General features: G+C 62.8%; 16 protein-coding genes and 2 pseudogenes. 9 read left to right on the forward strand and 9 right to left on the reverse strand.

From position 1 onward, the window contains the following. Nucleotides 1-20 precede the first annotated feature (20 nt). On the reverse strand, nucleotides 21-1,073 hold the full coding sequence (locus MTX19_RS13450; protein WP_280978156.1) for a flagellar basal body P-ring protein FlgI: 1,053 nt from the start codon (nucleotides 1,071-1,073) through the stop codon (nucleotides 21-23). Between the two features lie 336 nt (nucleotides 1,074-1,409). Here MTX19_RS13450 and MTX19_RS13455 point away from each other — a divergent pair, with 336 nt between their 5' ends. Continuing rightward, nucleotides 1,410-1,823, forward strand: coding sequence for a flagellar assembly protein FliX (locus tag MTX19_RS13455; RefSeq protein WP_280984013.1), 414 nt, complete (start codon nucleotides 1,410-1,412; stop codon nucleotides 1,821-1,823). Nucleotides 1,824-1,848: 25 nt separating this feature from the next. On the opposite strand, the gene MTX19_RS13460 is transcribed toward MTX19_RS13455, so the two are convergent. Beyond that, on the reverse strand, nucleotides 1,849-2,235 hold the full coding sequence (locus MTX19_RS13460) for a helix-turn-helix domain-containing protein (RefSeq protein ID WP_280984014.1): 387 nt from the start codon (nucleotides 2,233-2,235) through the stop codon (nucleotides 1,849-1,851). A 105-nt stretch (nucleotides 2,236-2,340) separates the two neighbouring features. On the opposite strand from MTX19_RS13460, the gene MTX19_RS13465 reads away from it, so the two are divergent. After that, nucleotides 2,341-2,952, forward strand: a complete 612-nt coding sequence (locus tag MTX19_RS13465; protein ID WP_280986021.1) for an NAD(P)-dependent oxidoreductase — start codon at nucleotides 2,341-2,343, stop codon at nucleotides 2,950-2,952. Between the two features lie 210 nt (nucleotides 2,953-3,162). Continuing rightward, nucleotides 3,163-3,528: an RNA polymerase-binding protein DksA gene (dksA, locus tag MTX19_RS13470; RefSeq protein WP_197082755.1), complete on the forward strand. Its 366-nt coding sequence runs from the start codon at nucleotides 3,163-3,165 to the stop codon at nucleotides 3,526-3,528. Nucleotides 3,529-3,769: 241 nt separating this feature from the next. Here the strand turns inward: dksA and MTX19_RS13475 are convergent, their stop codons facing one another. From MTX19_RS13475 to MTX19_RS13505, 7 genes and pseudogenes are all read right to left on the reverse strand, one after another. Further along, entirely contained in the window at nucleotides 3,770-4,198 is a 429-nt protein-coding gene (locus tag MTX19_RS13475; RefSeq protein WP_280984015.1) for a hypothetical protein, read from the reverse strand. Between the two features lie 168 nt (nucleotides 4,199-4,366). Next, a complete protein-coding gene (gene istB, locus MTX19_RS13480) occupies nucleotides 4,367-5,134 on the reverse strand; it encodes an IS21-like element IS1631 family helper ATPase IstB (RefSeq protein WP_280982906.1) in 768 nt (255 codons plus the stop codon). Beyond that, a pseudogene (gene istA / locus MTX19_RS13485) lies at nucleotides 5,112-6,894 on the reverse strand (IS21 family transposase). The gene istB and the pseudogene istA overlap by 23 nt, the downstream one beginning before the upstream one ends. A gap of 544 nt (nucleotides 6,895-7,438) precedes the next feature. Continuing rightward, the gene (locus MTX19_RS13490) at nucleotides 7,439-7,801 is read right to left on the reverse strand and encodes a hypothetical protein (protein WP_280984016.1); all 363 of its coding nucleotides are present in this window, start codon (nucleotides 7,799-7,801) and stop codon (nucleotides 7,439-7,441) included. 207 nt (nucleotides 7,802-8,008) lie between these two features. Further along, complete coding sequence (locus tag MTX19_RS13495) at nucleotides 8,009-8,368, reverse strand: hypothetical protein (RefSeq protein WP_280984017.1); 360 nt, start codon at nucleotides 8,366-8,368, stop codon at nucleotides 8,009-8,011. Between the two features lie 69 nt (nucleotides 8,369-8,437). After that, nucleotides 8,438-8,695, reverse strand: coding sequence for a hypothetical protein (locus MTX19_RS13500; protein WP_280984018.1), 258 nt, complete (start codon nucleotides 8,693-8,695; stop codon nucleotides 8,438-8,440). Continuing rightward, nucleotides 8,673-9,346: pseudogene (locus MTX19_RS13505) on the reverse strand (heavy metal response regulator transcription factor). Before MTX19_RS13505 ends, MTX19_RS13500 begins: the two are co-directional and overlap by 23 nt. 313 nt (nucleotides 9,347-9,659) lie before the next feature. Here MTX19_RS13505 and MTX19_RS13510 point away from each other — a divergent pair. The 6 genes from MTX19_RS13510 (at nucleotide 9,660) to MTX19_RS13535 (ending at nucleotide 16,087) form a co-directional block, all read left to right on the forward strand. Then, a complete protein-coding gene (locus MTX19_RS13510) occupies nucleotides 9,660-10,553 on the forward strand; it encodes an N-acyl homoserine lactonase family protein (RefSeq protein WP_280984019.1) in 894 nt (297 codons plus the stop codon). Between the two features lie 113 nt (nucleotides 10,554-10,666). After that, entirely contained in the window at nucleotides 10,667-11,614 is a 948-nt protein-coding gene (locus MTX19_RS13515) for an ABC transporter ATP-binding protein (RefSeq protein WP_280986022.1), read from the forward strand. Then, nucleotides 11,611-12,312 (forward strand): ABC transporter permease subunit, encoded by a 702-nt coding sequence (locus MTX19_RS13520; RefSeq protein WP_280984020.1) that lies wholly within the window; start codon nucleotides 11,611-11,613, stop codon nucleotides 12,310-12,312. Before MTX19_RS13515 ends, MTX19_RS13520 begins: the two co-directional genes overlap by 4 nt. 12 nt (nucleotides 12,313-12,324) lie before the next feature. Further along, entirely contained in the window at nucleotides 12,325-13,938 is a 1,614-nt protein-coding gene (locus MTX19_RS13525; RefSeq protein ID WP_280984021.1) for a Gldg family protein, read from the forward strand. Next, nucleotides 13,935-14,999, forward strand: a complete 1,065-nt coding sequence (locus tag MTX19_RS13530) for a DUF4340 domain-containing protein (RefSeq protein WP_280984022.1) — start codon at nucleotides 13,935-13,937, stop codon at nucleotides 14,997-14,999. The genes MTX19_RS13525 and MTX19_RS13530 overlap by 4 nt, the downstream gene beginning before the upstream one ends. Then, nucleotides 14,996-16,087, forward strand: a complete 1,092-nt coding sequence (locus tag MTX19_RS13535; RefSeq protein WP_280984023.1) for a HupE/UreJ family protein — start codon at nucleotides 14,996-14,998, stop codon at nucleotides 16,085-16,087. Before MTX19_RS13530 ends, MTX19_RS13535 begins: the two co-directional genes overlap by 4 nt. The last annotated feature ends 24 nt before the right edge of the window (nucleotides 16,088-16,111 follow it).

Here is a 16,111-nt window from a genome sequence, read left to right on the forward strand (position 1 = left end):
GCCGTTGATGAGACTGCCCATCACATCACCTCGATGTCGGCTTCGATCGCGCCGGCGGCCTTGATCGCCTGCAGGATGCTGATCAGGTCGCGCGGTCCGATGCCGAGGCCGTTGAGGCCGTCGACGAGCTGTTGCAGCGAGACGCCGTTCTTCACGACGGCGAACTTCTTGCCGTCCTCGGTGACCTGGACATTGGTGCGCGGCGTCACAACGGTTCGTCCGCGCGACAGCGGATTGGGCTGGCTGACCTGCGGACTCTCCGAGATCGTGACGGTGAGATTGCCTTGCGCGACCGCGACGGTGGCGACGCGGACGTCGCGGCCCATGACGATGATGCCGGAGCGTTCGTCGATCACGATCTTGGCCGCAAGGTCCGGTTCGACCTGCAACTGCTCGATCTCGGTCAGGAAGGCGACGACGTTGCCCTTGAACTCCGGCGGGATCGAGAGCTGCACCGTGGACGGATCGAGCGGTTCGGCGGTCTTGACGCCGAGATAATCGTTGACCGCGGCGGCGATCCGCTTGGCGGTGGTGAAGTCGGCGTTGCGCAGCGCCAGGCGCACATTGGGCAGCCGGTTGAGCGCGAACTCGATCTCGCGCTCGATGATGGCGCCGTTGGCGATGCGGCCGACGGTCGGCACGCCGCGCACGATCTTGGCGGCCTCGCCCTCGGCCTGGAAGCCGGAGATCGCCAGCGTGCCCTGCGCGACCGCGTAGACATTGCCGTCGGCGCCGAGCAGGGGGGTGACGAGCAGGGTGCCACCCCGCAGATCCTTCGCATCGCCGAGCGCGGAGACGGTGACGTCCATGCGCGTGCCCTGGGTGCCGAACGGCGGCAGATTGCCGGTCACCATCACAGCCGCGACGTTGCCGGTGCGGATGGTGGCGCCGCGGATATTGACGCCCATGCGTTCGAGCATCGCCTGCAGCGACTGCTTGGTGAAGGGGATGTTGTTGAGGGTGTCGCCGGTGCCGTTGAGGCCGACCACGAGGCCATAGCCGATCAGCTGGTTCTGGCGCACGCCTTCGATATTGGCGAGGTCCTTGATCCGCGATGTCGCGGCGGCGGGCATGACCGAGCCCGCCAGCGCCAGCAACGCGGCGCAGGCCAACCCAAATAATCTTACGTTGCGGATGCCAGGCATCCCGGTGCTCCCCACAAGCTTACTGGCGGATCACGCGACACTCCCATGACGGCGATCCGCCATTACCCATGCCAGCTCCATGCCATGTCGTTTCATCGATGCAATCTATTGATATGCTTATCGAAATTATCGGCGCGCGGTTCTTCCCAGGTTTGGCAGCCCGCGCGAAATTGCCGCGCGGCGGCAGAAATTGCCGGGTCGTTTACGCGCCGTTAACCATAAGGCGGTGATGCTTGCGGCATTCAGGCCTGCGGGATCATCACGATGCGTATCTACGGACCGAACGGCACCACGCTTGGCACGTCCTCCAGCTCTACGCGCCGGATCTCGTCGAGCGGCTTCGCACTGCCGGACACGACGTCGGTTCCGGACGAGGTCCGCTCCACCGTCGCGCCGAAGGCGGCGACCAGCCTCGACGCGCTGCTGGCGCTGCAAGGCGTGGAAGACCCGACCGAACGCCGCAAGCGCTCGGTCGCCCGCGGCAGGGGCGCGCTTGACGTGCTCGACGACCTCAAGCTCGGGCTGCTCTCCGGCAGCTTCGATTCCTCCACGGTAAGCCGGCTGCGCAATGCGGCGGCCAGCCTGAAGGAATCCTCGGGCGATCCCGGCCTCGACGCCGTGCTGGGCGAGATCGAGCTGCGCGTCGAAGTCGAACTCGCCAAGGCCGGTCACTACTAGCCCCTCCGCCATCGGCCAACGCGTCTCACGCCGCCAGCGCCTTGCGCTGCGCGTCGTAGCGGCGCTGCGCCGCCAGCACCTCCTTCAAATTCTGCTCGGCCCAGTCGCGCAACGGATCGACCGCACCGGCCAGCGTCAGCCCGAGTGGCGTGATCGAATATTCCACCGTGACCGGAACGGTTGCGATCGCGCGGCGCCGCAGCAGCCCGTCGCGCTCCAGGCTCTTCAGCACCTGCGACAGCATCTTCTGCGAAATGCCTTCGATCGCGCGGCGGAGCTGGTTGAACCGCATCGGCTCGTCGCGCAGCAGCAGCAGGATCAGCACCGCCCATTTGTCGCCGATCCGGTCGAGGATCTGGCGAGTCGGGCAATTGGCGGAATAGGCGTCCGGTTTCAGGCTGGCGGCTTTCATCGCGGTTACTCCGGCGTAATCAGGTGACACATAAGTGCGTTCTTCACAGCTACATGCATTTGGCTATCTAGTCACCATTGGAAACCACATGATCGGAGACCTCTGATGAAGATCGCCATTGCCGGCGCATCCGGCCGGGCTGGCTCGCGCATCACCGCGGAACTGGCCTGCCGCGGCCACAGCATCACCGCAATCGCCCGCAATCCCGAGAAGATCACCGAGCTGCCCAACGTCACGGCCAGGAAGGGCGACGTTCATGACCAGGCCGGGCTGGCCTCGCTCTGGGCCGGCCACGATGCCGCGATCAGCGCGGTGCATTTCCTGGCGAGCGACCCGGCCAAGCTGATCGGGGCGGCCAAGGAGTCTAGGGTCGGCCGCTATCTGGTGGTTGGTGGGGCCGGCAGCCTCGAAGTGGCGCCCGGCGTCCGGCTGGTGACGACCCCGAACTTCCCGGCCCAGTACAAGGCGGAGGCGCAAAAGGGTGCTGAGTTCCTCGACTTGCTGCGGCAGGAGAAGGAACTCAACTGGACCTTCCTGTCGCCCTCGGCGCTGTTCGTGGACGGCGAGCGGACCGGCAAGTTCCGTCTCGGGACCGACCAGCTTCTGACCGCCGCCGACGGCAAAAGCTGGATCTCGTTCGAGGATTTCGCAGTTGCACTCGCCGACGAAATCGAGCGCCCGGCGCATGTCCGGAGCCGTTTCACGGTCGGCTATTGAGGGGGCACGGCGGCCCCCGACCGTGCCGGATAAGTTTGCCTGTGCAAGGCCTTGGGGGCGGCCCCGCTTTGGCGGTGGCAGATATTGTCTGTCACATGTCGTGGCTATATAAGGCGCCGCGCGGAGGGGAGATGTTCCCTCCGCCTGACAGGGACATGGCTGCCTTTGGAAAAGCTGAAGAACTACCGGCCGACTGAAAAAGAGCCTTTCATGAATGAGCGGCAGCGCGAATATTTCCGCGCCAAGCTGCTGGCCTGGAAGGACGAGATCCTCCGCGAATCGAAGATCACGCTGCAAACGCTCCAGGAAGAGAACGTCAATCATCCCGACCTGGCCGACCGCGCGTCCTCGGAAACCGACCGTGCGATCGAGCTCCGTGCCCGCGACCGTCAGCGCAAGCTGATCTCCAAGATCGACGCGGCGCTCCAGCGCATCGAAGACAACACCTACGGCTATTGCGAAGAGACCGGCGAGCCGATCTCGCTCAAGCGGCTCGAAGCCCGCCCGATCGCAACGCTGTCGGTGGAGGCGCAGGAACGCCACGAGAAGCGCGAGAAGGTCTATCGCGACGAGTAGCGGCGGCGAACCGCCACGCATTGCTTCCGGCGCGCATATATGCCGACACACTTGGACCGGGGCGATTACGGTTTAAGAGTGGGGCGGTAGGCGCATGGCTCTTTTTACGACCGGGCGTTGCCGCTCGGCGAGATTTATTTTCTGTTTGGCGGCCGATTCCACGAAATTATTCTCTCGCTGGTCTAGCGCCTGAGCAGGGCTAGTCGATTGAGCGCATCGAAGGCTGGCGGAGATCGATCCTTCAGTACCAGTTGCCTTGGAGTTCGACCTTCCGCAGTTCCTTGATCAAGGGGACCAAGGCTTCGGTCGGCACCCGTCCGTCCGTCAGGTTGTCCAGTAGCTCATGAACTTGAAGCACACGCGGCATCCCCGCTTCGTCGTATAGCGGTTCGTCGATCTGCCACGCGAATTCGACGAATGGTGACACAACTCGCCATTCGATCGATTTGGCCCAAGACACGTCGAAGTTCGTGCCCTTGGGTTCCTTCGCGACCCGCTCCGCAAGCGAGCCCGCCTGGTCGACCTTCTCGAGAATGAACTTCTTTCTCTTGTCGAAGACGCTCGGTTTTCCCACTTCGAAGTCGAGCGGGTAGGAGAAGCATTCGATCAAAACGAGCCGATCGCCTATCCGGACGTCGTGGTGGATGCGCCCCTCCCAATCCGGCGGCAATGACGGCCTCCAAACCTATGATTATCGTAGAGGTCTACTCGCCCGGCTCTCCCGTCTTCGACTATGGCGCCAAAATACGCGAATACCAGGTCCCCGCGGGTCACTTCAAATTCCTCCGGGTGTGGTCAGTCAAATTCCTCCACCCGCGAGGCAGGACAGAAGGGATTGTTATTTTGACTTTGTTTCACGGGCAAGAGCTTCAGCGGCCTCTTTGAGCCGATAGCTGCGTCCGTCGAACTCAAGCAGATGGCAGTGGTGCATCAGGCGATCGAGGATGGTGGTGCTCATGGTGTTGTCCCCCAGATATGTCCCCCAATCCTGCACGACGCGATTGGAGGTGACGATGACGCTGCGGTGCAGTTTGTAGCGCTGATGGATCAGGGTCTGCAGCAATGCGCCGGCGTCGTCAGGGATGGCGCGTGCGAGGAACAGATCGTCCAGCACGAGGAGATCGCAGTCGATGATGGTTCGCAGCCGGACCTCGCGTTGCGCCGGGGAGTTCAGGGCGTAGCGGTGGAAGAAGTCGTCGGTCTCAAGATACTGGACCTTGTGGCTTTGCAGGATCGCCTGATAGGCAATCGCCTTGGCGATGTGGGACTTCCCGGTGCCAGGTTTGCCGACAAGCAGGGCGTTCTCGCCAGCGGCTATGAACGCCAGGGTGTGGAGCTGGAAGCAGGTTTGGCGCGGCAATTTGGGATTAAAGGACCAGTCGAACTCGGCGAGCGTCAGCTTTTCGTCGAGCCCGGATTGCCGGTATCGTCGCTCGATAAGGCGGGACTGACGACGGTCCAGTTCGTCCTGCAGGATCAGAGAGAAGGTCTCGAGGAAGGGCTGGTTGGCGCCCTGCGCCTGCAGCACGCGCGTCTGCAGCGTGTCGCGGACGCCCGACAGGCGCAGCTGTCGCAGGCAACGCTCAATTTCCGGCATGGTCATCATGTGGCTGGGTCTCCAGTTTGAGGTGAGAAGGCGCAGCGGGAGCGCTCGTGGCGCCGGAGCTGGCCGGGGTTGCGCAGGCGCCACGAGCGCGGATTGCAGGGGCGCGGTCGTCGTGAGCCTCGGCCTGCCGGCCATTGTCGTCGGCGTCGCGCCGCACAGCGCGGCTGAAGAGGTCGCCGTATTCCTCGGAGGTGCGGATCAACGGATGATCCTGGATGAGCTGCGATGTCGGTGGTGGCGTCGTTTCAATCTGCGCGAATGCCTGTTCAAGCAGCCGCTCGACGGTCGCACGCACGTGCTTGTAACGGTAGATGCGGTTGCTGATGGCGTGCGCACAAGCCTGTTCGACCAGCCGTGCCGGATACTTCCGGCTCAGCCCGACAATGCCCCACATCGCGCGTTGTCCAACGCGCCCTTCGGTGTCAAACATCTGCTGGCACAGCGCCTTGGTCTGCGGGCCGATGCGGCCGGCGCTCGACAGCAGCAAGGCTGTTTGCCGCGACGGATTGAATGGCCGCTCGTTGGTCGGCAGGACGACAGAACCGGGATGCGCCATCCGGGGATGAACGCGCAGCAGCGCATGGGTGTGGCGATCGCGGATCTCGATCGTCGCGGCGTAGATCCGCACCACGACCTGGCTGCCGAGGGGCGCAGGCCGCGCGGCGTAATAGCTGCTATCAACACGCACGGTGGTATCGTCGCAGACGGTCCGAACGACCTCGGTGAAGATGCGGAAGGCCGCCACTGGCAACGGCCGCAGGTGTGGCTTCTCCTCCTGGAACATCGCCTCGACCTGACGACGCGTGCTGCCGTGGATGCGCTTGGAGGCCCAATTCTCCTCCCAGTGCCTCAAGAACTCGTTCTGGGCTTCCAGCGTCGCGAAGCGCCGTCCGGCCAGCGTGGTGCCCTGGGTATGTTGAATCGCACTCTCGACGCATCCTTTCCGATTGGGATCGGCCACGCGCGCGGGATCGGCGACCACGGCGTAATGAGCCAGCATCGCGCTGTAAATCGGGTTGAGCTGGGGCTCGTACAAATCCGGCTTGAGAACGCCTTCCTTCAGGTTGTCGAGCACGACATAGCTGGGGACCCCGCCAAAATACCGGAACGCCTCTTCGTGAAGCTGCGCCCAGACTTGTTGGCTGGACTGCCAGACTACCCGCCGGAAGCTGCGCCGCGAGTAGCGCAGCGTCATCACGAACAGGCGGGGACGACGGTACCGCCCGCTCTTCGGATCAACCGTCGGCGCGCCCTCGCCGTAGTCGACCTGAGCTTCCTCGCCGGGGAGGAACTCAAGGCGATCAAACTGCTCGGGGTCGGTGCCGCAACCGGCGCACAAACCGCTTGACGCTCTGGTAGCTGGACGGAAAGCCAAATTGATCGACCAGGTCCTGGTAAATCGCCTGCGCATTCCGCTTCAGGCGGACCTGTTCTTCGATCCACGTCCGATGCGCTTCGCAAGCCGAACGGGCCAGGCTGCTGGTGACCGTCGCTTCCGATGCCCCAAAAGCCGGTGGTCGGGGTGGAGGAATTTGGCCGTCCACGCTCACCGGGCCGGTGGTCACTTCCCCGGGGGAATTTGCCTCCGCACCAGCCCGCAGCGCCCGGTAACGCCGGATCGTCTTTCGATCGACCCCCGTCAGCCGGTGGATCTCGCGCTGGCTGGTGTTGCGATCGAGTAGCGTAAATACCGTGCTTTGCAGGTGTGGCTTCAAGACGTTCAACTCCCCGGTCCCTTGCTGGCTAAAGGGACCGAAAATAAACGTCCTGCCTGACCGGCTACCGCTGTTCAGCGGCGCTGACGGCGATCATCAGGTGGGGGAGTTTCAAGTGACCATACCCGGGGGATTTTGACCGACCCACGGGGCCAGGTCGTAGAAAGCGTCGATACGGTTATTCAGATCGAATCGGAGATTGCCCTCGTTGAGGTTCATAGACGGCAAAAGGATGGAACTTGGACCGAGGAAACTATCCAAGAGTTTGGTATCGCTATCCCCCTCCCGTCCTTGGCGACGTCCATCACGTTGAACGAGATAAAAAATGACCGCTCCCGGTTCTGATCTCATCACTCGGGTCAATTTCTGATCACGAAATACAAAGTCGTGATGGCGTAGCGGCGCGACGCCGCGGCCACCTCTTCGAGGAGGCCGCCGGGGCTTAAGCGCATTCTCCCCGCAGATCGTTGAGTCGTCGTCCCTCCGCGTCAGTATGCCGGCGCCGCCGAAAAGGAAAGGTCTGCCGTCCCCGCGGCGACATGTCCTTTCGGCGATCTCTCTCAATAAACGGGACTGACCTTTTGATACTTCATGTCTGTGGGCTCGCTAGTTGGTAGGTGCGCGGTTTTCCCGCTGCACCAGTGGGCTGTCCCGGCTCATCGGCCTCCTCGTCGACATCCTCGTCGTCTTCTCCGCGAAGCATCGGCAAGGAGCCGGCGATCTCGTCGAGCAATGAGCGATTCACATTCAGCAGCAGGTTATTTAACCGTCCTGTTGAGCCCAGATGAAATCGCCTCGGATAGGCCCCTGATCTCGGCCTGCCAGCCGTCCGCACTATCAAGGAACCGAAGAACGTCGCCAGGCGAAAATCGTCCCTCTGGCCCCAGCGCTTGGCCAACGCGAGCGCCTGACGCCGTATTCCATCGCCCTCGGCCGAGCGCAACGCGGCCAAGGCCTCATCGCACCGCCGAGTAAGGATTGTTTCGGCATAGGCAGCAAAGTCATCGTGAAGCGCCGCGCTACCGCGACTGGACGGATCAATAAGGAAACGCCGGTCCAACAACTGAAACCGTCCCGAACTTCCGGTTCGAAGGATGCCGAAGACGTTGCGCGCGAGGTCGTGGCGTTCTTTCTCCCTGGTGCGGACGTTGCCATCGTCTTACACGCCTTCTTTGCTGAACGCAGCCCCGAGGTATTCCTTCAGGAGCTCAGTTGGGGAAAACATCGCCCAACTGTCGGGCCTCACGAAGCGCGCGCGATCGTAGGCGGTGACCAATCCCGTCTCACGTTCGGTCAGGGCGTCCGCCGTTCTCTTCTGCGCCAGCCGCTCCATTGCGACCTGCATATATTGCGGCGGCTCTTCCGCTCTCGTTGCCGCCACGCGAACGACCAAGCTTAAGAACGGCTTGCCAGACTGTGATACGATATCGCGTGTTTCGCTGCCGGAGCTCCCGATGGCCGCAAGCTCGCCCTTGGTCGGGGGCGGCAGCTCAGCCGCCGTTCCGGATGTCTCGGTCAAGGTGTGGCCGTTGCTATCGAGAACGCGCAGATAGATTTCGGGCTGATGCGCCGGCGCCCAGGATGGCCGTTACTCCTTGGGAGAGGGTACTGTCGTAGGCGACGACTGGAGCAGCAGCCGAGCATTGTTCAGGTTGTCGGCGAGATCACGATAGTCTTCCCGATAGAGGGCGTCCACCAGCACCCAATAGAGCAATCCGGTTGCGACAGCGACCAGAGCGAAACTGGAAAGCGCGTACCAGAGCGTCATTCGCGAAGCGATCGACAGCGGGCGATACCGCCGCGGCGTCGATCTTACCGAAATTTCAGGCTCGCTGTTCGAGGACATACCCAACACCTCGGACAGTATGGATGAGCTTGCAATCAAAGGGATCGTCGACCTTGGCGCGAAGCCGGCGCATATGGACCTCCACCACATTCGAGCCGCTGTCGAAGTTGATGTCCCAAAACCTGCTCGGCAATCAGCGTCCGTGATACCACCTCGCCGGTGCGACGCGGCAGCAGAGACAACAGCTGGAATTCCTTCGGGGTCAGCTCGAGCGCGCGTCCAGCACGCATCACGCGATGCCGGTGCAGGTCCAACTCGAGATCGGCGAGTCTCAAAACCGATGATTGTCGCGAGGGACCGCGACGCAAGATCGTCCTGACGCGCGCAAGCAGTTCGGCGAAAGCGAAAGGCTTTACCAGATAATCATCAGCCCCAAGCTCCAGCCCTTTGACGCGATCGGCCACTGCATCGCGCGCCGTCAGGAACAGAACCGGCGTGCTAATCCTTTGCCCGCAGCTCGGTTATAATGCTCCAACCGTTCCGTACCGGCAACATCACGTCGAGAATGATCAAATCATACGACCCACTCTGCGCCAGGTGGGCGCCGTCCTCGCCACTATCGGCGAGATCGGCAACAAAGCCGTTCTCCTCCGGCCCGCGCTTGAGATAGGCGGCCGTCTTCGCTTCGTCCTCGACAATTAAGACCTTCATGGAACCGCGTTCGGACAACTAATTGTCGGCTCTCATCAGATTTTGCATCGCCTCGCGGCGCGGAAATGATCTCACCTCGTCTAGGCTTTGGCCACTTTGGTGATTAGTCCTGAGAGTAGCTAACGTAAAGTGCGGACCGCAACAAAAGGGCTCCTGCGTCTGGAGCGGCCCGGTATCCGGGCTTTATGGTTCCATGCCGGCGGCCGAAATTGCGAGGCAATTTTTGGTCGGCGGCCGACACTCGAATATGCACAACCGCCACAATTTGTGGTAAAGCATGCGGCGCCGAAAAGAATTACATCGGGAGGACGATATGCGGGTTAACTGCTCGAAAGTCCTTAACCTGCTGGCGGGAGCGGCGTTTTTCGTGTCCGCTGGCGCAATGGCAGCGGAGCCTCCTCCCAAGGAGATGAAGCTCTACGTGTTCTCCTCGGGAGCACTGACCCTCGACAAATCGATCATCCAGAACGGCGCCAGCGGAAAGGTCACGATTCCTGTTGCCTTCTTTCTGATCCGGCATCCCAAGGGCGACGTGCTGTTCGATACCGGCAACAACGACAAGATCATCACCGATCCCGATTATTGGGGGCCTTTTGTCAAGGCGCTTGATCCGGGTCGCTCGCCCGACATCGCCATCGACGCCCAGCTGAGCAAGATCGGCGTCAAGCCCTCCGATATCAAATATGTCGTGCTCGGTCATTTCCATGTCGACCATGCCGGCAATGTCGGCAAGTTCCTGAACTCGACATTCGTATTCCAGCGCGACGAGATCAAGAATGCATTCTGGCCGGCGCCGGGCTATGCCACGTTCTTCATCACCGCCGATTTTGCCATGTTGCGGAACGATGTGGGCGGCGGCTTGCCCAACAAGTACAAGACCATCGCACTTGAAGGCGACCTCGACCTGTTCGGCGACAACAGCATCTACATTCATCGAACCGTGTCGCACACGCCGGGAAGCCAGATCATGGTCGTACGGCTGCCCAAGACCGGCACGGTGGTGCTCACCAGCGACGCCGTTTACCTCCAGGAGAATCTCGACAAGAACATCTTGCCGAGTGTCGGCAGCGTCTATAATCCCGCCGGCATGCTCGACGCCTATGCGTGGGTGCGGCGCATCCGCGACCTGGAAGGAGCCGACATCATCTACGCGCACGACCCTGACGTGTTCAAGGCGCACAAACATTCGCCCGAATATTACGAGTGATCGAAGGGCCGGTGCGAGACTGTGAGCAGGTTGCAATCCCGGGCGCCGTGCCCGCGATGGAGTGAGGCAGCAGCGTCGGGCCAAGCGTCCGGCCGTAGGTTCCGTGAGTACTTATGTCTCCCGCTGTGCTGGCGCAGCATGTAACCAAGTGGTACGGGCCGCGCTGCGCCGTAAGTGACGTTTCCTTTGCCATCGAACCCGGCGAGGTCGTCGGCCTGCTCGGCCCCAACGGCTCGGGTAAGAGCACGATCTTTCGCATGCTGACCGGCTATCTTGTGCCGACGTCGGGGCGCATCGAGGTCGCCGGCAATGACGTGGTTGCCGACTCCCTCGCCGTCCGCCGTGCGATCAGCTACGTGCCTGAGGATGCGCCGCTCTACGACCAGATGCGGGTCGGCGAATTTTTGCACTTCATGGCCAGCATCAAGGGTTTGCGCGGCGCTGCAGCGCGAAGCGCCGTGGACGCCGCCGCCGAGCGGCTCGATCTCACGCGCGTGATGAAGCTCCTGAACGGCAAGCTGTCGCGCGGCTACCGCCAGCGCGTCTCGTTCGCGCAAGCCCTGCTGGGCGACCCCGCAGTCCTGGTGCTGGACGAGCCGACCAGCGGGCTCGACCCGCATCAGGTGATCGCCGTTCGCAGTCTGGTTCAATCGCTTTCCGGACGCCACACCGTATTGATCGCCTCGCACGTCCTGCCCGAGATCGAAAGGATCGCTTCGCGGGTGATGATCCTGCTCGACGGCAAGCTCTTGACCGCCGACGCGCTGAAGGAGCCGGCGGGAGGTCTGGTGCTGCGGCTTTCGACGGAGGCCTCCGAGGATACTGTTCGCGGCGTCGTCGCAGCCGTCAAAGGCGTGCATGGCATCGCCGTTGATCCCGACGGCGGCGCGCCCTCGCGGCATTACCTGATAGAGGCGGACCAGCGTCCGTCGCTTGCCGCCGACATCGTGGCGGCGCTGGTGGCGGCCGGGATCCAGGTTTCAGGACTGACCGAGCGTCGCCCGGGTCTCGAGCGCGTGTTCCTCGACCTGACGCGGAAACCGGCGAGGGTGGCTGCATGAGAAGCTTCGCGGTTTTGCTGCTCAAGGAGGAGAGGGCGCTGTTTTCCTCTCCCGTTGCCTATGTGGTGATGACCGTCTTCCTGCTGATCATGAGCTACAGCTTCACGCTGACCCTGTTCCTCAGCCATCAGCCCAGCATGGTGCATCTCTTCTTCCAGATGTTCGTGCTGTTCATGCTGACCGCGCCGCTGATCACCATGCGGCTGTTGGCCGAGGAGCGAAAGCTGCGCACGCTGGAGGTGTTGCTCACGTCGCCGGTCTCCGAGGTTTCGATCGTGCTTGCGAAATTCGTCGCCAGCATGAGCCTGATTGTCGTCATGCTGCTGCTATCGGGCTCCTATGCAGCTACGCTCGCGTTTTTCGGCGACCCCGATTTTGGCCCGATCTATAGCGGCTATGTCGGCCTGCTGCTGTTCGGCTCGACGCTGGTCGGCACGGGGCTCTTGGCGTCGGCGCTCTCCACCAATCAGGTGATCGCCGCGTTGATCTCGCTCAGCGTGTTCCTGCTGCTGTGGATCATCGACAATTTCGGCTGGCTGTTGCCGAGCCCGGCCGACGCGCTGGTGGTGAATCTTTCGCTGTCGGTGCATTTTCGGCCATTTGCGGTCGGCTCGATCTACCTGTCCGACGTCGGCTTCTTCGTCAGCGCCGCGTTGCTGACGCTGCTTTTGACCGTGCGAGCGCTCGCGCGACGGTGAGGGGAGGAAGGGATGTCCCGCTTCGCCCGACCTGATGTCGTTATCGCCGCGATCGTCGCTGCCGCGGTCGTTATCGGCATCATCGGTTTCGCCGGCTTTAGCGATGAGATCTCGAACAGTCTTTTGTTCGTGGCCTGGTCGCTCACGCTGCTGGCGCTGTTCATGTTGGCGATCCGCCTGCCGCTGCGCGGTGGTGGATCGCGTGTGTCGGCCTGGGCGACAAACGCGCTTGTCGCTTCCGCCGCGATCGCCGTCGTGGTTGCCGCCAATGTGGCGCTATATCGCCACGACGTGCATTTCGACGTGACCCGCGAGGGACGGAACACGCCTCCGCGGCAGCTCACGGACGTCATCGATCGGCTACGCGTGCCGCTCTCTCTGACTTACTTCTATAATGCGGGCGACCCGAATGCCCTCGTCGTCAGGGATCTGGTCGCCGTCGCGGCGCGGAACCATCCGCTCTTTTCATTCCGCGCCATCGATCTCGACAAGGAGCCGGGGCTTGCGCGCGATGCCGGCGTGCATTCCTACAACTCGGCGGTGCTGCAGGCGGGCGACCGCAGGGTGATCGTCGAAAACGCCATCGATGCCGCCCGCCTGGGTTATGCTGCACTGCGCGTGCTTCGGGAGCGCGCCGAGACAATCTGTTTCGTGACCGGGCACGGCGAAACATTTCGCCCGACGCAGGCGCATTTTCACTACAGTCACGTCGAAACGTTGAGGGGCCACGATATACCTGGCGCCGGCGATGTGCTCGTTGCCAAGCCGGAGCAGCTTGATCGTCTCCAGCTCGCGCTGAATGAGATTGGCTTGGACATGCGCGCCATAGTCACGGTGGAAACGGCCTCGATTCCCTCCGATTGCGCCGTTGTCGCCGAGATTGGCCCACGCACGGCGTTCACGCCGGGGGAAGCAGAGCTGCTGGCGAATTCTCTGAAGGGCGGCGGTCGATTGCTGTTGTTGATCGATCCGCTGTTTCCCGTGGATTCCAATTTGCAGAGCCGCCTGCTCGGCCAGGTCGGACTCTCGACGGAGCCGGCGATCGTCATCGATCCCTTAAATCATTTCCGCACCGATCCTGACAAGATCGCGGTTCCCTATTATCCGCCGCACCCGATCACCGAACATCTCGCGCTCACGGTCTTTCCGCAGGCAAGGCCGATCCACCTCGTCAAGCCACCGGCCGCGGTGACTGCCAGAGTGCTTGCCGCCAGCAGCCAGGACAGCTACCTGCGACCGCCCTCGGCGGCCGGCGGGATGGTGACCGCAGCGGCCGGACAAGCTCCATCCGGTGTCGGCCGCGGCGCGCAGGCGCTTGCTGTTGCGCTCGAAGGAGTCTGGCCGGGAGCCCCGCCCGACAAGCGCTTTCGCCTGGTCGTCGCCGGCACCAGCAAATTCGCGACCAACGAATATTTTCCGTATGTCTCCAACGGCGGGCTGTCGGTCGCGATGGTGCGCTGGCTTGCCGATGACGATGCGGGGCCGAACATCGCGCCGCAGACCTATACCCTGCCGGAAATCGTGCTCACCAGCCGACAAATGCGCGATACCTTCATCGCGCTGGAGGTGCTGCTGCCGCTGACCACGCTCTTCTGCGGAGTCTTTATGTGGTGGAGGCGCCGTTGACGAGGCTGGCCGCCAGGCGCGATGCTGCGCGATGGCAGATACTGCTCGCGAGCGCACTTGCAGTGGCGCTTCTCGCCGCGCTCGTGGCCACCGGGCGCTGGCCCGAGCTGCGCGGTAAAGTGTCGTTCGCGCCCAAGGGCCTCGTTAGCATTGCGCCCGCCGAAATCGGCCGGGTCGAAATCCGCGCAGGCAGTGACAGCGTCGCGTTTCATCGCCAGTCAGGCCGGTGGTCGCTCGCGGGACGGGAGGGTGCTGTTCCGGCCGAGCTTGCGTCGCATCTCGACACGGCGCTCAGATTCGCGAATGTCAGCGAACCGGTGCGGGAGATCCCGGCGGCCGAGCTTACGGCCGAGAGCTTTGCTGAATTCGGGCTCGATCCTCCAGCCAGTGTCGCGGTGCTCGAGACCCAGGCTGGCGGCGTCGCGGCGACGGTGAACTTCGGCAGCCTCAATCCGGCCGGCACGTCGCACTATGTCAGGCTGGGCGGTGCTCCAACTGTGTATCTGATGTCCCGCCATGTGGGAGCCGAATGGCGGGTGGTGTTCGACATGGCGCACCGGCTGCAGGAGCAGGCCGGAGCTTCCGCGGCAGGCCGCGGACCGAGCCTGCTGCTTCCGGTTTCGCTGGCGCAGGTGTGGGCCATCGAGATCGCGTTTGCGGGAAAGCTCACCCGTTTCGAACGCGACGCTGCTGGGAATTGGTTCAGGCATGTCGGCCAGCACACTCACACCGGCGGCAGCAATGTTCACGTCGCCGATCCCGCACAGGCGCGGCTCATCGATACTGCGTTCCGCGCCTTCGATGCTGCCGCGATCGAAAGGCGTATCGGGCCCGGCGATGCTGGGCGCCTGGCTCAATATGGCCTCGCCTTGCCGAGCCTGATCGTGTTGCTCTACGCGCGCGACAACTCGACAGCGTTGGCACGGCTTGAAATCGGCGCGGCGGCCGACAGCCTTGATCGCTATGCCCGGCTCGCGCCGGATGGTGCGGTCGTAACGGTTGCGGAGTTCGAGATCAGGCGCCTAACCGAGCTCCTCAAGGCTGTGGGAGCAGGGTCATGAGGTTTGCCCGCGCGGTTCTGCTCGCCGGGTTCATGCTCGGCAGCGCTGCGTCCGCGCAGGCTCATCAGGTCAATTTGTCGACGGCGCGCGTCAAGATCGGCGGAGACCGTAGCGTCGCTGTCGAGGTGGCTCTCAAGGGCAGTGACGCCGACCGCCTTGCAGGCACAAGCATTTTCGATGAAAAGCGCAACACGGTCGACCCGGTCCTGGTCGCGGCATCAGCGGCACCGATTATCGCCTATATAAACGCACACATTGCCGTGACCGGTCTCGACGGCACGCCATGCGTTGCGGGCGCCGCTGTGCTCGCGCCCGACGGCGACGGCGTGGTTTTCCGCGACACCTTCTCCTGCCGCAACGTCAAAGGCGACATCGTTTACCGGTCCACGGTTCTGACTGCGACAGACGCCGGCGCCCGCCAAGTCGTGTTGATCGGCGAGGGAGCCAACGCGCCGCAAGCGCTGCTCGACGCCGGCAACACGACCGTGACACTGTTTGCGCCCCCGCCGTCGCTGCTCTCGACAATGCGGCGCTATCTCGTCACCGGCATCGAGCACATCTTCTTGGGTTACGACCACATCGCTTTCCTGGTCGGCGTCGTGTTGTGGGCGCGACGGCTCATTCCGGTGATCAAGATCGTGACCGCGTTCACGATTGCCCATTCGATCACGCTCTCGCTCGCCGCGCTGAATATCGTTGTCGTTCCTACCATCATCGTCGAGCCGGCGATTGCCGCCTCGATTGTGTTCGTTGCGATGGAAAACTTCTTCTCGCGGGATATCGATCGCCGCTGGCGAATTACCTTCGCGTTCGGACTGGTTCACGGCTTCGGCTTCGCCGGCGCCCTTCGCGACGTCGGCTTGCCGCAGAACGCCGTGGTTCCCGCGCTTGCCGCCTTCAATATCGGGGTGGAGATCGGGCAGGTGGCCATCGTCTCGATCGTGATTCCGGTGCTGATCGCCCTCGACCGGCTCACGGCAGTTGACCCCGCCAAACCCTTGCGAGCCACGCCGCTGGTCTACACGATTTCCGCCCTCATCAGCCTGCTCGGCAGCTATTGGCTCCTCACACGTATTCTCAATGCGTAGCGGGACGGAAGCTTGCGCGGAATT

This window comes from Bradyrhizobium sp. ISRA464, from assembly GCF_029910095.1.
Taxonomy (GTDB): domain Bacteria; phylum Pseudomonadota; class Alphaproteobacteria; order Rhizobiales; family Xanthobacteraceae; genus Bradyrhizobium.